We start from the raw sequence: 22,307 nt of genomic DNA on the forward strand, positions 1-22,307 counted from the left end.
AAACAGGCGCTCTACTCGGCCGCGATCTGCCGCGCGCGGCGGGACTGAGAGACTTCGAGTGGAAACACTTTCGCCGGGTTGAGGAGCCAACCGGGATCGAAGACGTCCTTGACCGCCATCTGGATCTCCAGATCTGCCGGATCATATTGATCCGTCATCAAGTCCCGCTTTTCGATGCCCACACCATGCTCGCCGGTCAGACACCCGCCGACCTCGACACACAGTTTGAGAATCTCCGCACCGAAGGCTTCGCAGGTTTCAAGCTGGCCCGGCTCGTTTGCATTGAACAGGATCAGGGGGTGCATATTGCCGTCTCCGGCATGGAAAACATTGGCAACCGCAAGCCCGAATTCCTGTGACATCTCTCCGATGCGTTTCAGAACATAGGGCAGTTCGCTGACCGGGATCGTGCCATCGAGACACATGTAATCGTTGATGCTGCCCATCGCGCCAAAGGCGGCTTTGCGGCCCAGCCAGATCCGCGCCGCTTCGTCATCCGACGTCGCCTCGCGCAGTTCGACAGGATTATGGCGCCGCGCGATATCCTTGATTTTGGTGAGCTGCTCCGCAATCTCGGCTTCGCTGCCCTCGACCTCGACGATCAACAACGCCTCGCAGTCCGGGTACCCGGCCTGAGCAAAATCTTCCGTGGCACGGATACAGGGCGCGTCCATGAACTCGATCGCCACGGGCAGCACACCCGCTTTGATGATGTCAGAAACGCAGGCCCCGGCGACTTCATTGGAGTCATAGCCGATCAGCACCGGGCGCGCGCCTTCGGGTTTGCGCAGAATGCGCAGGGTCGCTTCAGTCACCACACCGAGCTGCCCTTCGCTTCCGCAGACAACACCCAGAAGATCAAGGCCGCCCGCATCCAGATGCGCTCCGCCAAGTTCAACCACCGTGCCATCCAACAGAACCATGGTCACACCCATCAGGTTGTTCGTGGTCACCCCGTATTTCAGACAGTGCGCCCCACCCGAATTCATCGCGATGTTTCCGGCAATCGCACAGGCAAGCTGGGAAGACGGGTCCGGCGCGTAGAAAAAGTCGTTCTCTTCCACCGCGCCTGTTACAGACAAGTTGGTGCGCCCGGTCTGCACTCGAATAAAGCGGTTGTCGTAGTCAGTCTCCAGAACCGCGTTCATCCGCGCTACGCCAAGGATTACACTGTCCGCTGTTGGCAGCGCCCCACCGGCCAGAGACGTCCCCGAACCGCGCGGCACCACGGGAACGCCCTCCTCATGGCACACCCGAAGCACGTCAGCGACCTCCTGCGTGTTGCCGGGCAGCACAGCGGCTAGGGGTGGGCAGCGATAGGCCGTCAGTGCATCGCATTCGTAAGCGCGCGTCTCGGCCGGATCGTCGATCACGGCGTCAGGCGGCAGGACCTGCCTAAGCCGGGCAACAATGCGCGGCTTGCGGGCAATGATCGTGGCGTCTGGGGCTGGCATCTGCATGGCGGGCTCCTGAATTTCCCTAAAACGGGGCAATTGGTAAATTAATATAACCAAAATACCGGATTTGCCAATCCCCAATTCCGACAAGCCTGTCCTCCCTTGAATTTGTGCAGCGATCAGGGTCATTTGCGGGCATGGACTGGGTTAAAATCATTCACATTCTCTGCGTCATGGGCTGGATGACATCCATCTTTGCCGTGCCACGCGCGATCATCTACTGGAAGCGGGATTACCAGAAGACCGGCGAAGACGGACCGCTCGGGGATCTCACCTATCGGCTCTACCGATTCTCCTTCGGTCTTGGCATCATCGGGATCCTCACGGGCCTGTGGTACGCGCACTGGCTCGGCTGGCCGGCCTGGGTGCACCTCAAACTGTTGCTCGTGGCGCTTCTCGCTGTGCATTACCTATGGACGGGGCGCCTCGTGAAACGCGCGCAGAAAGGTGTTTTCACCGAGTCGGACTTGTACCTGCGGGTTTTCAACGAGATCAGCGTTGTCGGCACAATTGCAGTGCTCTGGGTCGTTGTCGTGAAGCCGTTCTGACATGGATCTTGTCGATCGCCTTTCACTGTTTCAGTTGGCCGATCTTATTGCCGTCGGTCTGCTTTTGCTGCTTTGGCTCGGCTCCACGCACCTGATCGAACATTCGCCAAAAAAGTACCCGTCTACGTCCAACCTGATGGCCGCCTTCCGCCGCGATTGGATGGTGCAGCTCGTCACCCGACAACCGCGCATATTCGACAGCCAGATCGCTGGGCAGCTCCGACAGGGGGCCGCGTTCCTCGCCTCCGGCTCCATGATCGCCATCGGCGGCGGCCTTGCACTTTTGGGGAATACAGAACGGCTAAGCGGGCTGGCCGAAGACCTGACACAACAGACGGATCCCTTGTTTGTTTGGGAAATCAAGGTCTTCGCGTTTCTCGCACTGGCCGTGAACGCCTTCCTCAAGTTCATCTGGTCGCATCGGCTTTTTGGCTATTGCGCCGTTCTGATGGCTTCGGTCCCGAACGATCCGGATGATCCTGAAGCGCTCCCGCTCGCCGCGAAAGCCGGCGAGATCAACATCCTCGCGGCCCGCGGATTCAATCGCGGTTTGCGATCCGTGTATTTTGGCATCGCCGCCACCGCCTGGCTCGCCGGCCCCTGGGCGCTGATCTGTGCGACCTTGTTTACAGCCGGGGTCATCCTGCGCCGAGAATTTGCGTCTCAGTCCAGACGCGTGCTGCTGGCGAAACCCAACCACACGCAGACGTGACGCCCCGCTTGTATCAAGCCTGTTAGTCTCCGCCCCATGCGGTCTTTTCTATCGATCACGTCTGGTCTGTTCCTCTTCGCTGGTATGGCTTTCGCCGACCCGCCGGACATCATCGCCGTGGATGCTCAGCGCCAGGGCACCGATTATCGGTTTTCAGTCACGCTCGCCCATCCGGACACAGGCTGGGATCACTATGCAGACGGCTGGCGCGTCGAGTTGGAAGATGGCACGGACCTAGGAACACGCGTTTTGGCGCACCCGCATGTGACCGAACAACCGTTTACGCGCAGCCTTGGTGGCATTCAAATCCCAACAGGTGTGAGCACCGTCTTTGTACGGGCGAAATGCTCTGACGATGGCTGGAATGAAGACCGCGTTGCCATCTCTCTGGAATAGAGCGCCTTACCGAAGTTCCACAGACACACGGCCCGATTGGCCTTTTGCATCAATAATCGACAAGGTCGTGAAACCCGCGCCAAGGCCAGATGCCGAGAACGCGTTGCCGCGCAACTCTGTGCTCACAACAGCCCCATTCGCCAAGAGCGTGTAGGGCGGGGTTCCACCCCGCAGTTTGATCGGGATGTCTCCCTGAGCCGCCAACCGCGCCCCGTCGGGCGGGAAGGTCACTTGCAGGCTCGGCTGAGATTGGCTCTCACCAAACCGTTGCAGCGGTGCAGGCAGGGCAGCCCGGGATACCATCAACGTCTCCGGCGGCGGCGCTGGCAGAGGCGCCGGGCGCAGGCTGGCGCGGCCGAGCACTTCGAACAGCATTGGCGCCGCGAGATCGCCGCCAAAGGCACCCGGCACTGGCGTCCCGTCCGGCCTTCCAATCCAGACACCTGCCACATAGCGCCCGTTCCAGCCCAAAGCCCAGGCGTCGCGGTGCCCGTATGACGTGCCCGTCTTGTAAGCCACACGGCCACGAGGGCCGGACTGCGGCGGCGGCATCAGACCGGCAAGCACATGCCCGACCTGCCAGGCAGACGCCCGGTTCATGATGCGCCCCAGCGGTTCTGCATCGCGGTCTTTCCGCCATCGCAGCGGTTTCGCCTGACCACCGCGCGCCATCGCGCCATAGAGCTGCACCATGTCTTCCAAGTTCACCCCAACACCGCCGAGCGACAAAGCCAATCCCGGAGCACCGCCTTGCAGGCCGGGGTTCACCCCGGCTTGCCGCAGGGCAGACATGAGCTGCGCCGGACCGAGAGCTTCAGTCAGCCTGACCACCGGAATGTTCAAGGACAGTTGAAGCGCCTGCCTGACAGCCACTTCGCCGCGAAACACGCCATCAAAGTTCTGCGGCGCGTAGGTGCCAAACTGGACCGGCGTGTCGAGGATCAGGGTTTCGGGATGCACGAGCCCCCGGTCAAAGGCGAGCCCATATACAAGTGGCTTCAGTGTCGACCCGGGCGAGCGCAGCGCCTGTGTCATGTCCACAAAGCCCTGCCCTTCCGTGGCCGTGTAGCGCGGCGAGCCGATGGACGCGAGAATGTCGCCGCCTTCGATGTCAGCCAGAACGACAGCCATGGAGAGCCGCCTGTCGCGGCCCCGCATATAGGTTCGCGTCAGATCCTCCAATGCCAACTGCAACGCCCGGTCCAGCGTGAGATCATGCCGCCCCCCGGTCGATCCGACAGCCCGATCAGCCATATGTGGCGCGATCTGCGGCATTGGGTGACGGCCCAGCGGAGCAGGATCCGTCTGACCGGCCCGCGCCGCCTCCACCGAGATCACCCCGGCCTTCGCCATCCGCATCAAAACCCGATCCCGCGCGATCCGAGCGGCCTTCGGATGACGGTCCGGACGGCGGCTTTCCGGAGCCTGCGGGAGCGCGACCAGAAGCGCAGCCTCCGCCGGAGTCAGGCGGCGCGGTTCCTTGCCAAGCCAAACCAGAGACGCGGCGCGCAGCCCTTCGACATTGCCCCCATAAGGCGCAAGCGAAAGGTAAAGATCGAGAATCTGATCCTTGGACAGACGCCTTTCCAGAGCCAGAGCCAATCGCATCTGCCGCAGTTTGCCCGCCCATTGGCCTGTGGTGCCGTCTTCCAGCAGGCGCGCCACCTGCATGGTCAGGGTCGACGCACCTGAGACAATCTCGCCATGCCGGATCGCCTGCCATGCGGCCCGCAAGGTGGCTTTGGGATCGACCCCGATGTGTTGCCGGAACCGCTTGTCCTCGTAGGCAATCAGCATGTCATAAAACAACGGATCAACCTGATCGGCGCTCACAGCCATCCGCCAGAGACCATCTTCGATGGTATATGCGCGCAGCAGATCGCCGTTCCGATCCCGCACTTCGGGCGCTGTGCCATGTACCAGAACCGGCAGCTCGGTATCATCAATCACCTGATCCAGCCCGTCGCGAACAAACGCGACAGACCAAAGGCAAAAGACAAGGGCGAGCAGCCGTTTCATGGCGTTACGGCTGGATCGTCACGCGCCCCGACGCCGTGGTGGCGCGGTAGTCCGGGCGGTACATGTCTTCGACCAGCGCAGCGGGATGGTGGAACTCACCGGGGGAGACCGCACGCAGGATGTAGGCAAGACGGAAAGGCTTGGTGCCGGAATGGGTCACAGCAGCAAGGAATCGGTCAGAGCGGAACTCCGCATGGTCTGCTTCTGCAGGTTCAAGCCAATCCAGACCACGCAGATCGCCGGAGCGAAGCAAGTTCGGATTGTCGATCTCGAACCCGGCGGGCAGAGGATCGTCTACCATCAGCCGGGCGCGCGTTGCCTCGGACGGGCGGACCGTCAACACAGCAACCATGCGGTCTCCGGTTTCGATGGTATCCCCGAGCGACTGCCCGTCCATGGTGAAATACTCACGGGTTAGGGCGTATCCATAGCCTGTTGCTTCGACCTGCCCAACCGGCACGCCAAGGGTTGTCAGTGTCACGTCCGTCGGTGTTGTGGCGGTGTTCCGGATGGTCATCGGCTGCAAGGAGGCTGCATCGATCTTTTGCACAAGCGGGCCCGCGTGGGGGGCGTCGTTGATCTCAAGCCCGGAGACCGTCGGGTCCTGCACCATGGCATGCGCCGCCAGAAGCGCCCAGCTTTGCTCCTGTGTCGAAAGCGGGCGCGTGACAGAGGCAAGGCGGGCGCTCAAATCGCTTGTGTCCACGGCATCGGACCGGGCTTCCACCACGAGGGACAGCACTCCTGCCGTGTCACGGAACCGGGAGCCAAAGTCCGCACGATAGACGCGCTCGCTGCCCACGGGCTTCGCTATACGCGCGGCCGCCTTGGTAAAGAGCCGATCCGCGCGTTGCTGATCGCCGTAAGCCGCCAGTGCCGCGCCAAGCTGCGCCTGTGCCATGGGTGTCGCCAAAGCGTCCGCTTTTTCATCCGCATAGTAGCGCAGATCTCCCATGGCCGCCGACCCTTCGCGAGCCAGCACCATGAGCGCATAGGCGATATCTTCCCCGCCCGTGTCAAAATCCGGCGCATAGGCGATACGGTTTTTCAGATTGTCGAGCGCGTTGCGGAAGGCAAGATCCGGAACGTCATGTCCCTGCGCCTTGGCCCGGCTCAGGAAATCCGTGACATAGGCATCAAGCCAGAAGTCTCCGGACTCCGCCCGCCACAATCCAAATGCCCCGTTCGCCGCCTGACGGGTCAGGATTCTCGTCACCGATTGGTCGATGCGCAAGGCGATACGGGCGGGATCACCGATGCCAAGCGGCTCGGCGACGGACGACATGTAGAGGAGCGGCAGAGCCTGCGAGGTGACCTGCTCGGTGCAGCCGTAGGGATACCGGTCAAGCCGCGCCAGAAGCCCCGGCGCATCAAACCGCGCGAGCGGACCTGCCGAGACAAGCGCAGAGGCACCATCCGGGCGCAAGTTGGCAAAAACCTCACCATCCAGGGTGAAGCTTTGCCCGGACGCCAGGGACAGGCGGCGTGTGCTGCCAACCGCCGGATCGTTGGTCCGCACCCCAAGCGTAAGGTCCTTTGTCAGGCGCTGGCCATCCGGTGTGGTCAAAGCAATGGCTATGGTGAAATCACCAGGATCGACAGCCGTGATCGGGATCGTCAAGGCGGTTTTCTGCCCATCGGACAAGATCACTTCGCTCGGGATTGCTTCCGACGCAAGGTTCAAGCCGGCGGACGTCACGGACAGAGGCATCACCCCGGTCTCGCCTTTTGTATGTGTCAGTTCCAAAAGCAGGCGCGAGCTGTCTCCCGGCGCAAGAAAACGCGGCACCGAGGCAGAAATCACAACCGGATCGCGCACCAGAACGTCCTGCTCGGCCTGCCCCACGGCGGTTTCACTCCAGGCGACAGCCATCAGACGCACCGTGCCGTTGAAATCCGGCATGTCAAAGCTGACTTCGGCGCGCCCTTCTGCGTTCACCTGTACCGGCCCTTGGAAGAAAGCCACGGTCGCTTCGGTCGGCGGTGGGCTTTGCAGGCGCATTCCCGCAGAGGCATCGCCCCCGGACCGCACTTGTCCCATGGCCCCATTGGCCCCATTGGCCCCGTCGATCAGGCGGCCATAAATGTCGCGCAACTCGATACCAAGACGCCGCTGGCCGAAGTAATACCCGGCGGGATCGGGGCTTTTGAAAGCGGTCAGATTGAGAATGCCAAGGTCAACAGCGGCCACCGTGACATAGGCTGTCTGGCCTTCGCCGACACCCTCCAATTGAACGGCGGCGGAAAGGGTCTGCCTTGGCAGGGCCTCCCCCGGCGCGTCGAGCGCAACGGAGAGTTGCCGCGCGCCGGGATCGACAGCGGCATGCGCAAGACCAAGTGCCCGTGCGGGGTTGTACCCGGCAGACACATCCATGGGCCGGATCACTTGCGCCGTGACATAGACCCCGGCTCCCCAGTCATCCGTGACCGGCAGGGACAGCGTGTTCTCGCCTTCGGAAACCTCGATGGCCTGCATCGAAATAACCCTGTCCGCGAGCACGGTCACAAGCGCCTTGCCCGCATAGCGCGGCACCATCCGCAGGGTGGCCATCTCTCCGGGTTGGTAGGCCGGTTTGTCGAGAGAGACCTCAAGCATATCCGGCGTATCCGCTGCATTGGCCGGGGCGTACCATCCGGCATCGAAGGTCATCGACGCAGAGACATACGCGCCATCGGTGCGCTCAACAACGATCTCATACTGCCCCCACTCCACGTCGGCGGCGATATTCAAGGGCGCATCACCCAGCGTGCCGGTGCCTCGGGCAATGCTCTCGCGGGTGGTGATCGGCTCCCAGTTCCAGTTGCCGTACAGCTGATACCATTGATACCGCGTCCGAACCCGATTTACCTGCCAAGTGACCTGCATCGCCTCTGGCGACAAGTCCGGGCCGAGGGCGATTACGTCGAAACGCGCTTCGGCACCTTCCGGCAGAGTATCATCAAAAGCAGGGCGTATGCCGATCATCGCGGTCGGTGGCGCGACGGGGCGCGCAATCTCGCGCTCCACGGGGCGTCCCGATCCTTCGGTAATACGCAAACGCGCCAGAGCCGTCATCGGCCGTCCCTCCGGGTTCATGTCCGGGATCGGCAATCTCAGGCTGGCGGCGCCATCCGCATCGGTGACAAGATCGCCGGGCAGGCTGGCCGTTCTGACCGAGACGCCCGCTTCGTGACGCCCGAACCTGTATTTCGGAAAGGCGTCCAGCGTGTTTCGTGCCCGCAGGATAACCTCGCCTTCAACCGGGAGTTCCGCGCCCGGCGCGCCAAACAGGTATCGCGCAGTAATCGACAGGTCCGGCGCATCAAGGGGGTTGATGATGCCGTCGGGCAGCCTGAGATCATAGTCGATACGCTCCGGTACGAAATCTTCGACCAATACGGTTTTCGAAGCCAGCGCAGGCGCGTCGGTGTCGGCAAAAGCCTCCAAGCGCCATGTCCCGCGCGGAGCCGAACCCGCAACAGGAAGGGCGAACACATGCCCGCCAGCTTGTCCACCATCGGAGACATGGCGCGAATATTCGACACCGTCTGGCCGTGTGAGGATCATCGTCACAGGAAGGTCAGAAACCGCTTTTGCCGATGCGTCGCGCGTCAGGGCCGTGACATGGACCGTCTCGCCAGCGCGGTACGCCCCGCGATCCGTAGCAAGGAAGGTGTCAATCGGCCCGGCTGGCGCGCGCCCCTCGACGCCGCGATCGGACAGATCAAAAGCGGGATCGGTGAGCGACAGGAACGCAATGTCCTGCTCGCCCTGTTTTGCAGTCACCAGCGCAGGCTCGGCCCCGCCGGTTCCACGCAGGAGGCCCGGACCAAAACTGGCAACGCCATTTGCGTCAGTTTGCACGGTTTCCAGCACCCGGTTGGAGGACGACAGCAAAGTGACATCGATCCCGGCCAGGGGCTCTGCAGAGCCGAGACCGCGGGCAAAAACGGTCAACCCATCGTTGCCCTGCATCGTCGTCAAACCGATGTCGGAGAGGATAAACCATTGCGTCGCCCGCTCCCCGTCATAGGGATCAGTGCCTGGCACAGACGCGGTCAGGGCATACACGCCGGCAGGCAAATCGCCCACCACATCGCCCATGGGCAGGCGGGTCAGGACATCCGCATTCAGGCGGTTTTCCACCTCACCAACCCCAGACCAGATTTCCTCCGCCACGTCTGTGCTGAAGTTGCGTTCTTGGTAGAAGGACAGCGGTCGTCCGAAATAGCTGTCCTGAATGGCGCGCAGCAGATTGCGATCCGAAACCCGGCGCAACGTAAGGTCCAGTTCGGACAGGTTTACCGTCTCCACGGGCAGCCCCGCATCGGTGCTTTTGGGCAGAACGTAGGCCCGCCCGGGGAAGCTGACAGAGGGAGAGCGGTCCCGCACATAGGCGGTGATTTCCACATCCTTGACCAGCTTCTCGCCCGAAGCGGCAGGCAGGCCGGAGCGGAAAGTCACGGTATAGCGGCCACCATGCTGCACGCCACTGATGCAAATCCGCTGATCGTCCGCTTCCACCGCCAGACGCGGGTCCGGAAGGCGGACAAACGGCGTGTAGTCCTGCCCTGCACGGATCAAAGGCTCGGAGAACTCCGCACAGATCCGCGGCGCGGCAGTGTCCGCGTCCACATCATGTTCCGCCACGCGAAACCCGTATTTTGCGATCGCGCCGTCCAGAACCTTTGTCACCTCATCGGATCCTGCCAAGGTCTCGGCCAGCCGCAGCGGCGGGATCATGTCCTTGCCCCGGCCTTGCTTTTCCATCGCCAGGGCCATCGCCATAAGGGACAATACCTGCGTGTTCGGTTCAGGGCTGCGCAGGTAGGCATTCACCGAAGCGAGGAAAGCCCGGCTCCGATACTTGCGCCGATCGCTGCCCTTGAGCGTTTCGGCAACCTCGGCGCTCCATGCCCCGTATTGCAACCAGTGCTGAACCGAGTCTGACTGCGCCAGTGCGGCGCCCGTCCAATGGATAGCATCGCGCAGATTGCCTTGTACGCGGCTGCTTTGCGCCGCATCAAGAAGCTGTTCAACCGTCCATTCACCGCCGCCATGACGCACGCCAAGGGCCGACGCTTCACCGCTCGCGGTTGTGATATCCCCCTCGCGCAGGAACCCCAGTTCCACCTGCCGAGCCTCCGCAAGGCTCAAGGCGTCCTGCGTGATGTCAATAACCTGCGCCGAGATCGCCCCTTCATAGGGCTGCCGGTCCGTGATTTCGGACTTTGGGAAGCAGGCATTCGACCGCCGGTTGAAAGTGAACGCCTTGCAGGACGGATTGTTCAGACACTGCCGCTGGCACGCTTCCTGTGTCGTATCGAACAGGGCCTGCAGATCGGCCCCGTAGAAATCGACATCGCGGGTCACAACCAATCGCCGGTCCGGCACCGCTTCCTGTGCAGAAACATTGGAAGTGCAAAACAGGCCGAGCAACGCGGCGGTCAGAAAACGGCGCATGGGAACGCTCCTCTAAGGAATGCCCCATGGTGCACCCCCACGCCCCCGGCTTGCAAGGATTCGGACCCTCCGGAAAACCATACCCAAAACCGCCAAAATGACCGAAAAGGGCCGTTTGTTCGCGCCAGAGGCCCGATCCGGCTGCAGAGCTTTAAGCGGATGTTCACCCCTCTTGGCGAAAAGTGTCCTGGGTTTTGGAGGGCATAAAATGAACATGGCCACGCGCCTGGCCGAAGAACGACGCGCCCGCCTTGCGGCGGAACGCCTGCTTGAACTCAAGCAGGCCGAACTGCGTGCAGCCAACAAGAAGCTCGGCGCCCATGCCCTACAACTCAGCCATGAGATCAACGAAACACGTGCGGAAGTCGCGGAAGTCCGGGACGAAAACAGGCGGGTCATTACCCAGCTCGGCGAAGCGACCCAGAAAATCGAACTTGTCGAAGACCAGCTTTGGAAGGCCCTGAAAACCGTCCGGGACGGGTTCGCCATGTTCAATGCAAAGAACCGATTGGAAATCGCAAATCCGGCCTACATGGCCATATTCGAAGGTCTCGAATGCATTGATGTTGGCTCCACTTACGCCGAGGTGTTGCAGCTCATGGCGGAGGAAGGGTTGGTCGATCTTCAAGGCGAAAGCAGTGAAGAGTGGCAAGCGCGCATGTATGAACGCTGGGCAACCAGCCCCATACCTCCGGAAACTATCCGCCTATGGAATGGCCGCTTCATCAAAATCCAGGATCGGCGCACGCCGGACGGCGGGGTTGTCTCGCTTTGTGTTGATCTGACCGAGCTGATGCGGATGTGGTCCGCCATCGAGGAATTGCCTGACGGGTTCGTTCTGTATGATGACGAAGACAGGCTTGTCATGTGCAATGAGCCGTACCGCTCCATCTACAGCGCCAGCGCCCCGGCTATTGTTCCCGGCACCGCATTTGAGGACATCCTGCGCTATGGGCTGGAACGCGGGCAATACGCCGCGGCCGTAGGCCGGGAGGAAGAGTGGCTCGACGAGCGGCTCAACGCCCACCGGTTCGCCAACAGGGAGCTTGAACAACAGCTCAACGATGGGCGCTGGCTCCGTGTCTATGAGAGAGAAACACGCGGCGGCGGTCGTGTCGGGCTGCGTGTCGACATCACCCAGATCAAGAAGGATCAGCAAAGGCTGAAGGAAGCCACAACACGCGCCGAAGCCGCCAACCGCGCGAAATCCGCTTTCCTTGCCAACATGAGCCACGAAATCCGCACGCCGATGAATGGCGTGGTCGGCATGGCGGATCTCATGTCCGAAACGGATCTGAGCGAAGACCAGCGGCTCTATCTCGATACCATCCGTTCTTCGGGAGAGGCCCTGCTGGTCATCATCAATGACATTCTGGACTACTCCAAGATCGAAGCGGACAAGCTCGAACTGCACCCGGAACCTTTCGATCTGGAACGCGCGATCCACGAAGTTGTCATGCTCCTGCAGCCCACTGCCCGGGACAAGGATCTGCAACTGCTTGTGGATTTCGACATGTTCCTGCCCACGCGGTTTGTCGGCGATCCGGGGCGGATACGTCAGATTCTGACGAATATCCTTGGGAATGCGGTGAAATTCACGGTGGAAGGGCATGTTCTGATCCGAGTGGTCGGCATGATCGCGGACAACGGGCCATCAGCCATTCACATAACTATCGAAGACACGGGGATCGGCATTCCGGAAGACAAGATCGACCACGTATTCGGCGAGTTCAATCAGGTCGAAGACGAGCAAAACCGGAAGTTCGAAGGGACAGGTCTTGGCCTTGCGATCACCAAACGACTGATCCAGATGATGGATGGTGATGTCTGGGTCGAATCCGAATTGGGCAAGGGCAGTTGCTTCGGCATGCGGATCATGCTGGACACCGATGAACCCGGCGGGTTCGAGCGGACGGCTTTGCCCGGCCATCTGAAACGCGTGCTTGTGGTGGACGACCATAGCGCGCATCGTTCCATCCTGTCTCGTCAGCTGGAAATTCTGGGGCTTCAGGCCGAGTTCTGCACAACCGGGTCCGATGCCATCGACAAGCTCACGAATCCGCCTGACCTGCTGATTTGCGAAGAGGACTTGCCGGACATGATGGGCCATGAACTGGCCACTCAAATCCAGACAGAAGGACAAACGATTCCCGTTGTTCTGCTGGCGAATTACGCGGTCCAGATTTCAGCGGAGAACCAGAACGGCATTCATGCGGTCCTGCAAAAACCGACAACACGACGCCAACTTTTGACAGCTTTGGAAACCGTCGGCCCGGCAGAACGAAAGAAACCCAAGATCGAGCAGGTGAGCCCGAGAAAGGCGGGTGGCCAGCAGGAAACAGAAGACAGCGGTCCACCCATCGACGTTCTGGTCGCAGAAGACAACAAGACAAACCAGCTTGTATTCCGCAAGATGGCGTCTGCGTTCAACGTATCCTTGCGGTTCGCCAACAATGGGCTTGAGGCTGTTGAGGAATACCAAAAACAACGCCCGGATTTGATTTTCATGGACATTTCCATGCCACTCATGGACGGCAAACAGGCGACACGCGAAATCCGGGCGATCGAAGATGGCGGGCTGCGCGTGCCGATTGTCGCTGTAACCGCTCACGCAATGGCAGGAGACAAGGAAACCATTCTTGAAGCGGGCCTTGATGACTACCTGACCAAACCGCTGCGCAAAGCCGAACTGGGCGAGAAAATCCGGATTTTCCGCAACGTGGTCAGCCAGGCGCTGGCGTCATAGAAATCACGCTGCGGCTAGGGCAGCCTCCGCCGTGCGGAAAAACACAGGCTTGTCCGGCTCAGAAAGATCCGCACGGTAGGCATAGCCGCCGCTGTCGAAATCCAAAAGGCTGGCAGGATTGGTCAGTCGGTTCTGGACAATATAGCGTGCCATGGCACCACGCGCCCGCTTGGCAAAGAAACTTACGATTTTCGGCGTGCCGTTCTTGTCCTCCATGAACTGCGGCGTGATCACCCGAAGTTTCAGCGCCTTGGGCGGCACCGCGCCGAAATACTCCTGGCTGGCACAGTTGACCAAAACATCTGTCCCAAGCGTGGCGCCCTGCGTGTTCAACGCTTTGGCCAGATCTGTCCGCCAGTAGTCGTAAAGATTACCGCCGCGACGCGTCTTGAGACGGGAGCCCATTTCGAGGCGGTAGGCCTGAATGGCATCCAAAGGACGGAGCAATCCATAAAGGCCCGACAGGATCCGCAGGTGATCCTGCGCCCAGTCCATTTCCTCGGGATCCAGCGTAGACGCCTCCAGCCCCTGATAGGTGTCGCCCGCGAAGGCCAGTGCCGCCGGGCGAAGATCTTCGGGACCAGGCTCTTCGGTGTAGGCCTTGAACCGGTCGCGGTTGAGCTTTGCCAGATCGTCCGACAACCCCATCAACGCCTTGAGATCCTTGAGAGTCAGGTTGCGCGCTGTCTTGGCGAGCCGCCCGGCATCACTCAGGAAATCAGGCGTTGTCATCTCGGCTTTGCGTTCCGTCCAGTCCAGCCGCTTGGCCGGGGAAATGACAACCAGCATGGCGCTCCCTTTCGTCTCTTGACCATTTCGATATAGGCGGGCCTCGGCCCTGCGTCCAGCACAGCGCTCAGGCGTTGGCCTCGGCGATCACATCGAGGAACGCGGCACCGAACCGTTCCGCCTTCTTGTCCCCCAGAATACGTTCCATCGCATGCGTACAATCCGGTTTCTGCTCGGCAACTTTCGCAAGGAGGCCGGCAGAGCACGACAAAGGCTTTTGCGTCCCGTCTTCGCCGCGCACCAGCGCCGCTTGCCGCTCCATCAAGGCATCATAGAGCGATCCGGCGTCGCGCCCGGCCAGCTTGCGACGCGTTGGGTGCATGACCTCGGCCTCACCATTGATCACTTCCAAAAAGGCGGCGCCGTAACGCTCCAGTTTCTTTGCGCCGACACCGTTGATGCGGGCCATGTCGTCCAATGTTCGCGGGCGCTGCGTGGCCATTTCGATCAGGGTTCGGTCCGGGAAAATGACATAGGCCGGCGCACGCGCGGCCTCGGCCAGGGCGCGCCTTTTGGCCTTGAGCGCCGACATGAGCGGCGCGTCTTCTTCGCTGACAAGCATCTTGACCGCAGGTCGCCGCTCCGCGCCACGCACCACGGCATCCTTGCGTAATTGAATGGTCTCCTGACCACGCAGAAGTGGCAGAGCCGCGTCTGTCATGACCAGCGCCCCGTGCCGTTCCGCGTCCGGGCGCATCAGGTCATGGCCCATCATCTGGCGGAAGACGGCCTGCCATTGGCCCTTCGACAGATCTTTGCCGACGCCGAAAGTCGGCAGGCTGTCATGCCCCCTCTGCGAGATTTTGTCCGTGATCTTCCCCATCAGAATGTCGATCAGATGGCCCGCGCCGAAGCTTTCACCGGTCCTGAGCGCGGCCGAAAGCGCCTTTCGCACGGCTTCCGTCCCGTCGAACAGCTCTGGCGGGCTGTCACACAGATCACAGTTGCCGCAAGGCTCGGCCGCTTCACCAAAGTACTTCAGGAGCGCCTGACGGCGGCAGCCCTGCGCTTCCGCCAACCCCAGAAGCGCATTCAAACGCCCATGATCCGCGACACGACGTTCCGGCGGCGCATTGCCCTCGTCGATCTGTGCGCGTCGCAAGCGAATGTCGTCCGGGCCAAAGAGAGTCAGAGTCTCGGCAGGCGCCCCGTCCCGTCCGGCGCGCCCGATTTCCTGGTAGTAGGCTTCGATGCTTTTTGGCAAATCCGCATGGGCGACCCAACGAATGTCCGGCTTATCCACGCCCATGCCAAAAGCCACCGTCGCCACCACGATCAAGCCGTCTTCGGTAGCAAAGCGTTCTTCCACGGCACGGCGATCCGGCGCTTCCATACCGCCGTGGTAAAAACACGCCGTGTGCCCTGCCTCGTTCAGCGCTTGGGCCAGCGTCTGCGTCTTGGCTCGCGTGCCGCAATAGACGATGCCGGATTGCCCTTTGCGCGCGGCGGCGAAGCGCAGGATCTGCTGACGCGGGCCATCTTTGGGCTGAAAAGCGAGGTGAATGTTGGGGCGATCAAAGCCGCGCAGGAACGTCGAGGGGGCGTGACCATCGAACAGGCGGGTGACGATTTCCTCCTGCGTTTCGGCATCGGCTGTCGCCGTAAACGCCGCGAGCGGCACGTCGAGCGCCCGCCGCAACTCGCCAATGCGCAGGTAATCCGGGCGAAAGTCATGGCCCCATTGGCTGACGCAATGCGCCTCGTCTACGGCGATCATGGACACGCCGGCCTGCGAGAGCATCCGCTGCGTTCCGGTGTTGGCGAGCCGCTCTGGCGCGAGGTAGAGCAACTTCAGAGTGCCGTCCTGAAGCCTGTCCCAAACCTCATCGGTTTCTTCCGGCGTGTTGCCGGACGTCAAGGCCCCCGCCACGACACCCGCTTCACGCAGGCCCCGCACCTGATCACGCATCAGGGCGATCAGCGGCGAGATCACAACGGTCACACCGCCTCGCATCAAGGCCGGCAGCTGGAAGCATAGGGATTTGCCGCCGCCCGTGGGCATGATGGCCAGCACGTTTTGCCCAGCGGCCACAGCATCGACGATCTCGCCCTGCCCCGGGCGAAAGCCATCAAAGCCGAAAATGTCCTTCAGAAGCGCCTCGGCGGGCGCGGTGTCGCGGGGCATGGAACCTGCCGGATTATACTAGATCTGCTCTGATCCCAACAATCACACACTAAGATTCGGTGAATCAAGCCCCAACAGCGCGACTTTGCACCGGTCAGTAGCCGTAGAAGAACCCGGCGTTGTTCGCGAGGATGATCCGGATCGCATAGACACCGACCAAAGCCACCAAAGGTGCCAGATCAAGACCACCCATGGCGGGCAGAATGCTGCGAATGCGGGAGTAGACCGGCTCAAGAATGCGGTTCAGACCATCCCAGATCTGGGCAACGATGGGCTGGCGCAGGTTCAGCACCTGGAAATTGATCAACCAGCTCATGATCACATGCGCGATGATGAAGAACCAGACGATGTCCAGAATGAGCATCAGGATTTGGAACAGCGATTGCATCATGCGCCTCTTGCATTTGGTGACTACCGCGCAAGACCTAAGCACTCCCCCCAAAAAGGGCAAGACAGGACGCGAGGTCGTGGTTGACGCGGGCAAGTCACAGCGTCACCACAATCGCAACGACTCAGGAGCTTCCATGTATCCCTTTATTCGCCTTTTCAAAGACATGTACCTCGCCCGCCGTGCGCCAAAGATGGGCTTGCTGGACACGCACATCAGCTATCATCGCTGCATGCCGTGGGATCTGGATATGTGGATGGAGCTCAACAACGGGCGCACACTGACGATCTATGACCTTGGGCGCATCCCTATGGCCGAACGGATGGGGTTGATCGACGTTCTGAAACAGGAACGCTGGGGGTTGACCATCGCAGGCTCTGTTGTTCGCTATCGCCGCCGGGTTCGGTTGCTCGACAAGGTGCGCACGATGAGCCGGGTGGTCGGGTGGGACCAGCGGTTTGTCTATATCGAGCAATCCATGTGGAAAGGCGACGAATGCACCAGCCATGCGGTCTATCGTTCTGCTGTCACGGATCGCAACGGTATCGTGACAACGGATCGCATCATTGCGGCCATGAAGGTGACAGATCCTGCGCCTGAACTGCCGGAATGGATCAAAGGATGGATTGATGCCGAAGCGGCGCGCCCTTGGCCACCGATGCAGGATTAAGCAGCGAAACTCAGGTTTGAACGGGGCGTCCATTAATCGTGATGATCCCGCTATAGGAGAATCCAACTTGGGCGGCTAGCGTTCAGACAAAGCAATTTTGTGGAGTCTGTCTCATGTCTTTTCTCGCCAAACTCGCTGCCGCCTTTGTCTGCGTTTCCGGAGCCGCACAGGCCTCCACTCTTCTTGAAGACTTTTCCGGCGGCCTGAATGGTTGGAGCCATTTGACGACACCGGGTGCCGCTCAGCCGGGTGGCACACCCGGAGGAGCAACGGTAGCGCTCATCCCGAACGGCGGGCCCGGCGGCACCGGAGACGCCTATATCGAGTACAGCGAAGCGGACACCAACTGGCATCACGCGATCTTCGGAGACGGCTGGATCGGGGACCTGTCCGCCTTCAACGGCGGAACCTTTTCTCTGAACTACGTGCAGACGTTTGGTCTGGAGAATGCGCACTCTTCTACATTCGGCACGTTGCGCGTGTCCGGCGGCGGAGAAAGCGCGTTGGTCGACATGGTTCCCGGCCTGCCCAGCGGATCCTGGCAAACCGCAACCATTGGCTTCAACGCGAGCACCTTTGGGGTTTCGGAAGGAACCTGGGCGGGCATTCTCGGAAATGTCAGCGAAATCCGCTTCCAGACCGAGGCCGTAAGCGGTGGGGAAATCATCGGGCTCGACAACATCACCCTGACCTCCCCCGCGCCGGTTCCCTTGCCTGCAAGCGGCGGGCTTTTGCTTGCAGGGTTGGCTTGTCTTGGTCTGAAACGGCGGCGCTGACTGACCCAAGGGGTGGGCAGTCAGTAATCCCGACCTCCCGTTGCCGTTACGGCATCAGGAGAATACCGCCCAGAATAAACACCGCGATGAACAGCGTATCGACCACAATCAGGGCGATGGCTGCCGGGCCAACGGAAAGCACCTGTTTGAGGTTGGTCTTCATTCCCACCGCGGCGATGGCAATGAGCAGCAGCCAGCGAGACGCCTGGCCGAGCCAGTCGGCAAGCGCTTCGGGGATCACATGGGCCGAGTTGAGCGCGGCCAGCACGAGAAACCCTATCACAAAGCCCGGCAGCAGAGGCGGCCGCCCTTCACCGGGCGTGCCAACCGACATGGAGCGGATCACCAGCGAGGCCACAAGAACCACCGGAGCCAACATGGCCACGCGGATCAGCTTGACCAAAGTCGCCGTTTCGCCCGTTTCCTGAGAGACGGAGAAACCAGCGCCTACAACCTGTGCCACATCGTGGATTGTGCCCCCGAGGAACACGCCGGCCTGCGCGGTATCAAGGTTCAGCGCCCCGACAAGGATCGGGTACAGGATCATCGCCACCGTCGACAGCACCGTGACCCCGACAACCGTAAAGATGAGCCGCTCTTCGGAGCGTTCGTCTTTTGGCAGGATGGCGCCAATGGCCATGGCCGCGGACGCGCCACAGATGGCCACGGATCCCGCCGTCAGGAGCGAGAACCGCCAACGGCTGCCAAAAAACCGGCCGACCAACAGGCCAAACCCGATGGTCAAAACCACCCCGGCCACAACAAGCGTGATCAAGGGGCCGCCCAACCCCATGAGAAGATCAAGGCTGATCCGCGCGCCTAAAAGAGCCACGCCAAGGCGCAAAACCGTCCTCGCGGCAAAGGCGATTCCTGGCGCGGTTTTTTGATCTTCGGACAGAAAACTGACTGCGATTCCCAACAAAAGCGCCAACAGCATCGCGGGGGTTGCATAGTGTTCCGAAAGGAATTTTGCAGAAACGGCTACGAGCACCGCGACGATGACGCCCGGCCACAAGCTCTTCACTTTGGTCATTGATGTTTCTAACGATCTTCTAGGGCTACAAACGCACGCTCGTCCGGCCCGTTGTAGAGCGTCAGCGGACGAATAAGGATGTTTTGGCGTTGTTGTTCAAGGCATTGCACAAGCCATCCGGGCATGCGTCCAATCGCAAAAATCGGCACGTAGAGATCCATCGGGATGCCATGCAGCTGATAGATAACACCGGAATAGAAGTCGACGTTTACGTTAAGACCATGCCGCGCGTAGGGCTTCATCGCGTCCACGACAGCTTGTAGGATTTCGTACCATTCCGGCGCGCCCATCTCCTCGCCCAGCTTCTTCACGCCATCGCGCATGTGCCGCGCACGCGGGTCCTCGGCGCGGTAAACACGGTGGCCAAACCCGGTCACCGCCTCGCGGTTCTTGCGCTTGGCTTTGACATAGGCCGCCGCGTTCTCCGGGGTGCCAATCTCCGTCACCATCTTCATCACGTCTTCGGCTGCGCCGCCGTGCGCCGGACCTGCCAGCGTGCTGAGCGCCGTCACCATGGCGCCGTGCAGATTGGCCTCAGTCCCAACCGTGACGCGGGCGGCAAAGCTGGATGCGTTCGCGCCGTGTTCGGCGTGCAGGATGAAATCGACGTCGGCAAGCCGGGCGGCATCGGCGCTCGGCTTCTCGCCTTTCAGCATCCAGAGCCAGTTCGCCGCGTGGCTCAGTTCGGGATCAGCGGCGACCGGTTCGCGCCCATTTCGGATTGCTTCATGTGCCGCGATGATCATCGGAACCTGCGAAGTCAGGCGAATGCCGTTGCGCAGAAAGCCATCCTCGCCCTTTTCCGCGCTGCCTGCCTCCAGCGCCGCCAAGGCGGAAACGCATGTGCGCAGCACGTCCATCGGGTGTCCGTCCTTGGTGCTGCGAATGATGTCAAAAATTGCCGGAGGTAGCGTGCGCGCCGCCTTCATCTCCGCATCAAATGCAGCCAGTTGTTCGGTATTCGGCAGCTCGCCGTGGATGAGCAGGTAGCAGACCTCCTCGAACGTCGCATGCTCTGCGAGGTCATGGATCGTGTAGCCACGATACAGCAGCTCCCCTGCGGATCCATCGATATGGCTTACGCCAGAGCGTTCAAAGTAAATGCCTTTAAGGCCGCGGTTGATCTTGACGTTCTCAGACATTGGTGGCTCCTATCTTGAGGATCGGGGCATTGCATACAGGGGCATACATGGCGATTTTGGAAAAAATTTTCGAAGGCGCGCGCGAGCGCAAAGCCCGCGTCGTGTTCCCGGAGCGCGAAGAGCCCCGTGTGGCCGAAGCCGTGGAATTCATGACCGGCAAAGGATTGATCGAACCGGTAGATCTTGCGGATCCGACACAGGCGCACGTCGATGCACTGGTTGAAGCACGCGGAATGAAAGAGGCAATCGCCCGCCGCATGCTGCAAAAACCTCTGTTCCGAGCCGCAGCCATGGTCGCCGCAGGCGAAGCGGATCTCATGGTGGCCGGGGCCGAAGCGCCGACCCGCCGGGTGATCGAAGCGGCCTCGATCGTGATCGGGTTGGAAGACGGCGTCTCCACCGCGTCCAGCTTCTTTCTCATGGTTTTCCCGGACGGGCGCGAAATGCTCTGGGGCGATTGCGCGGTCAACGTTGCCCCCGACGCAGCGCAGCTTGCCGCGATTGCACAAACAACGGCGCGATCTGCAAACGCGCTGCTTGGAGAGGCGCGCCCTGCGCTCTTGTCCTTTTCCACCGGTTCCAGCGGCACGGGGGACAGTGTCGAAATCGTACGGGAAGCGGCCGAGATCTGCGGATTTGCCGGACCGGTCCAGGCGGACGCTGCGCTCAATGCGTCCATCGCGGCCCGTAAGGGGCTTTCCGATGCCGGGGACGCCAACGTGTTGATCTTCCCGGATCTGGATGCAGGCAATATCGCGTACAAGCTGGCGCAGGAACTTGCGGGCGCGCAGGCCATCGGCCCGATCCTGCAAGGGTTCCGTCGCCCTGTCTGTGACCTCAGCCGTGGCGCAAGCGCCGATGACATCATCGCCTCAACCCTAGTTTCGGCAGCAATGGGGGCATAAGCGGTCACGCGGCCACAGGCTCCATCAGGGCACAGGCATCGCGGGCGATCATCCGCTCTTCCTCTGCCGGAATGACCCACAACGCGACCTCGGATTTCTCCGCGTGCAGGCGGGGGCCGTTGCGATGGTTCATGTCCGGGTTCATGCGTACACCGAGCCATTCCAAACCGCGCAGGATACCGGCCCGCACGCCGACGGCATTCTCGCCAATCCCGCCGGTAAAGGCGATGGCATCCACGCCTTCCATCGCGGCGATCAGGCTGCCTGCATGGCGCAATGTCCAATAGACGAAGTGTTCCACGGCAAAGGCGCTGTCCGCGCTTGGATCCAGCATCAGGTTGCGCATGTCGGATTTGCCGCCCGACAGGCCCAACAGGCCGGATTCATGGTTCAGGATGGCCTTGGTTCGGTCCAATCCGTTTTCTTCCACCAAACGCAGCACGGCGTTGGCATCGATTCCGCCGGAACGTGTGCCCATGGTCAGTCCATCAAGCGGCGAATACCCCATGGTTGTGGCGACGGATTGGCCATTTCGAATTGCACAGAGTGACGCGCCATTGCCCAAGTGAAATGCCAGAAGGCGGGACGGCAGCTTTTCACCCGACACCTCCGGCAAACGGCGCACCAAAGACGCATAACTCAGTCCGTGAAACCCGTACCGGCGAATGCCTTTTGTTTCCATCATCTTGGGGATGGCATAGCGAGTGGCGACATCTGGGTTGGTGGCATGGAAAGAGGTGTCGAAACTGGCAAACTGCGCCAGGTCAGGGGCCAGCTCCGCCAGCGTTTCGATGGCCGAAAGATTGTGCGGATTATGGAGCGGCGCGAGCGGCGAGCAGGCGGCGATTTCGGCGCGTGCCTCGGGCGTCAAACGAACCGGCGCGGTCAGTTTCCGCCCGCCGTGCACCACCCTGTGCGCGGCTGCGCGGAGCGTCTTGGGCGTGATCCCGCGCGTGTCCAGCGCAGCAAGAATTGCGGTCAGCGCGGCGCGGTGGTCTATCATCGGCAGGTCTTTGGCCTCACCGTCGACGCGCAGGCGCGATGCGCCGCCGATTGCTTCCGCCATGCCCGAGAGCACCTCGGGCATGGCTTCATCCTTGGTGTCGAAAAGGGCGAACTTGATAGAGGATGACCCGGCGTTCAAAACCAGGATCAGCT

16 protein-coding genes are annotated in these 22,307 nt (G+C 61.2%); 7 read left to right on the top strand and 9 right to left on the bottom strand.

Features of this window, described 5'->3' with window-relative positions:
* Positions 1–11 precede the first annotated feature (11 nt).
* A complete protein-coding gene (locus E4662_RS13105; RefSeq protein WP_136442027.1) occupies positions 12–1,460 on the bottom strand; it encodes an FAD-linked oxidase C-terminal domain-containing protein in 1,449 nt (482 codons plus the stop codon).
* A 134-nt stretch (positions 1,461–1,594) separates the two neighbouring features.
* Here E4662_RS13105 and E4662_RS13110 point away from each other — a divergent pair, with 134 nt between their 5' ends.
* The 3 genes from E4662_RS13110 to E4662_RS13120 are packed head-to-tail and all read left to right on the top strand — an operon-like array spanning position 1,595 to position 3,113.
* Positions 1,595–2,005 (top strand): CopD family protein, encoded by a 411-nt coding sequence (locus tag E4662_RS13110; RefSeq protein ID WP_136442028.1) that lies wholly within the window; start codon positions 1,595–1,597, stop codon positions 2,003–2,005.
* Position 2,006: 1 nt separating this feature from the next.
* Positions 2,007–2,717, top strand: a complete 711-nt coding sequence (locus E4662_RS13115) for a DUF599 domain-containing protein (RefSeq protein ID WP_136442029.1) — start codon at positions 2,007–2,009, stop codon at positions 2,715–2,717.
* Between the two features lie 36 nt (positions 2,718–2,753).
* Positions 2,754–3,113 carry a hypothetical protein gene (locus E4662_RS13120; protein ID WP_136442030.1) on the top strand — a complete coding sequence of 120 codons (360 nt, stop codon included), beginning with the start codon at positions 2,754–2,756 and terminating at the stop codon, positions 3,111–3,113.
* Positions 3,114–3,119: 6 nt separating this feature from the next.
* Here E4662_RS13120 and pbpC read toward each other — a convergent pair whose 3' ends face one another.
* Positions 3,120–5,132, bottom strand: coding sequence for a penicillin-binding protein 1C (gene pbpC, locus E4662_RS13125; RefSeq protein WP_136442031.1), 2,013 nt, complete (start codon positions 5,130–5,132; stop codon positions 3,120–3,122).
* A 4-nt stretch (positions 5,133–5,136) separates the two neighbouring features.
* Complete coding sequence (locus tag E4662_RS13130) at positions 5,137–10,575, bottom strand: alpha-2-macroglobulin family protein (protein ID WP_136442032.1); 5,439 nt, start codon at positions 10,573–10,575, stop codon at positions 5,137–5,139.
* Between the two features lie 208 nt (positions 10,576–10,783).
* Here E4662_RS13130 and E4662_RS13135 point away from each other — a divergent pair, with 208 nt between their 5' ends.
* Positions 10,784–13,321, top strand: coding sequence for a hybrid sensor histidine kinase/response regulator (locus E4662_RS13135; protein WP_136442033.1), 2,538 nt, complete (start codon positions 10,784–10,786; stop codon positions 13,319–13,321).
* 3 nt (positions 13,322–13,324) lie between these two features.
* Here E4662_RS13135 and yaaA read toward each other — a convergent pair whose 3' ends face one another.
* The 3 genes from yaaA to E4662_RS13150 form a co-directional block, all read right to left on the bottom strand.
* Complete coding sequence (gene yaaA / locus E4662_RS13140; RefSeq protein ID WP_136442034.1) at positions 13,325–14,110, bottom strand: peroxide stress protein YaaA; 786 nt, start codon at positions 14,108–14,110, stop codon at positions 13,325–13,327.
* Between the two features lie 67 nt (positions 14,111–14,177).
* Entirely contained in the window at positions 14,178–16,235 is a 2,058-nt protein-coding gene (recQ, locus tag E4662_RS13145) for a DNA helicase RecQ (RefSeq protein ID WP_136442035.1), read from the bottom strand.
* Between the two features lie 94 nt (positions 16,236–16,329).
* Complete coding sequence (locus E4662_RS13150) at positions 16,330–16,623, bottom strand: YggT family protein (RefSeq protein WP_136442036.1); 294 nt, start codon at positions 16,621–16,623, stop codon at positions 16,330–16,332.
* 136 nt (positions 16,624–16,759) lie between these two features.
* Here E4662_RS13150 and E4662_RS13155 point away from each other — a divergent pair, with 136 nt between their 5' ends.
* Positions 16,760–17,293 carry a thioesterase family protein gene (locus E4662_RS13155; RefSeq protein ID WP_136442037.1) on the top strand — a complete coding sequence of 178 codons (534 nt, stop codon included), beginning with the start codon at positions 16,760–16,762 and terminating at the stop codon, positions 17,291–17,293.
* Between the two features lie 113 nt (positions 17,294–17,406).
* Entirely contained in the window at positions 17,407–18,069 is a 663-nt protein-coding gene (locus E4662_RS13160; RefSeq protein ID WP_136442038.1) for a VPLPA-CTERM sorting domain-containing protein, read from the top strand.
* A 46-nt stretch (positions 18,070–18,115) separates the two neighbouring features.
* Here E4662_RS13160 and E4662_RS13165 read toward each other — a convergent pair whose 3' ends face one another.
* On the bottom strand, positions 18,116–19,102 hold the full coding sequence (locus E4662_RS13165) for a YeiH family protein (protein WP_136442039.1): 987 nt from the start codon (positions 19,100–19,102) through the stop codon (positions 18,116–18,118).
* A gap of 8 nt (positions 19,103–19,110) precedes the next feature.
* A complete protein-coding gene (locus E4662_RS13170; protein WP_136442040.1) occupies positions 19,111–20,244 on the bottom strand; it encodes a citrate/2-methylcitrate synthase in 1,134 nt (377 codons plus the stop codon).
* A 47-nt stretch (positions 20,245–20,291) separates the two neighbouring features.
* On the opposite strand from E4662_RS13170, the gene E4662_RS13175 reads away from it, so the two are divergent.
* Entirely contained in the window at positions 20,292–21,149 is an 858-nt protein-coding gene (locus E4662_RS13175) for a phosphate acyltransferase (protein WP_136442041.1), read from the top strand.
* A 4-nt stretch (positions 21,150–21,153) separates the two neighbouring features.
* Here E4662_RS13175 and E4662_RS13180 read toward each other — a convergent pair whose 3' ends face one another.
* Positions 21,154–22,305, bottom strand: coding sequence for an acetate/propionate family kinase (locus E4662_RS13180; protein WP_136442122.1), 1,152 nt, complete (start codon positions 22,303–22,305; stop codon positions 21,154–21,156).
* Positions 22,306–22,307 lie beyond the last annotated feature (2 nt).

The sequence above is a fragment of the Pacificoceanicola onchidii genome, assembly GCF_004804335.1.
GTDB lineage: Bacteria > Pseudomonadota > Alphaproteobacteria > Rhodobacterales > Rhodobacteraceae > Pacificoceanicola > Pacificoceanicola onchidii.

Coding starts and splice junctions, on each gene's coding strand:
- E4662_RS13105 (WP_136442027.1), bottom strand. CDS start 1,460: ATGCAGATGCCAGCCCCAGACGCCACGATCATTGCCCGCAAGCCGCGC.
- E4662_RS13110 (WP_136442028.1), top strand. CDS start 1,595: ATGGACTGGGTTAAAATCATTCACATTCTCTGCGTCATGGGCTGGATG.
- E4662_RS13115 (WP_136442029.1), top strand. CDS start 2,007: ATGGATCTTGTCGATCGCCTTTCACTGTTTCAGTTGGCCGATCTTATT.
- E4662_RS13120 (WP_136442030.1), top strand. CDS start 2,754: ATGCGGTCTTTTCTATCGATCACGTCTGGTCTGTTCCTCTTCGCTGGT.
- pbpC (WP_136442031.1), bottom strand. CDS start 5,132: ATGAAACGGCTGCTCGCCCTTGTCTTTTGCCTTTGGTCTGTCGCGTTT.
- E4662_RS13130 (WP_136442032.1), bottom strand. CDS start 10,575: ATGCGCCGTTTTCTGACCGCCGCGTTGCTCGGCCTGTTTTGCACTTCC.
- E4662_RS13135 (WP_136442033.1), top strand. CDS start 10,784: ATGAACATGGCCACGCGCCTGGCCGAAGAACGACGCGCCCGCCTTGCG.
- yaaA (WP_136442034.1), bottom strand. CDS start 14,110: ATGCTGGTTGTCATTTCCCCGGCCAAGCGGCTGGACTGGACGGAACGC.
- recQ (WP_136442035.1), bottom strand. CDS start 16,235: ATGCCCCGCGACACCGCGCCCGCCGAGGCGCTTCTGAAGGACATTTTC.
- E4662_RS13150 (WP_136442036.1), bottom strand. CDS start 16,623: ATGCAATCGCTGTTCCAAATCCTGATGCTCATTCTGGACATCGTCTGG.
- E4662_RS13155 (WP_136442037.1), top strand. CDS start 16,760: ATGTATCCCTTTATTCGCCTTTTCAAAGACATGTACCTCGCCCGCCGT.
- E4662_RS13160 (WP_136442038.1), top strand. CDS start 17,407: ATGTCTTTTCTCGCCAAACTCGCTGCCGCCTTTGTCTGCGTTTCCGGA.
- E4662_RS13165 (WP_136442039.1), bottom strand. CDS start 19,102: ATGACCAAAGTGAAGAGCTTGTGGCCGGGCGTCATCGTCGCGGTGCTC.
- E4662_RS13170 (WP_136442040.1), bottom strand. CDS start 20,244: ATGTCTGAGAACGTCAAGATCAACCGCGGCCTTAAAGGCATTTACTTT.
- E4662_RS13175 (WP_136442041.1), top strand. CDS start 20,292: ATGGCGATTTTGGAAAAAATTTTCGAAGGCGCGCGCGAGCGCAAAGCC.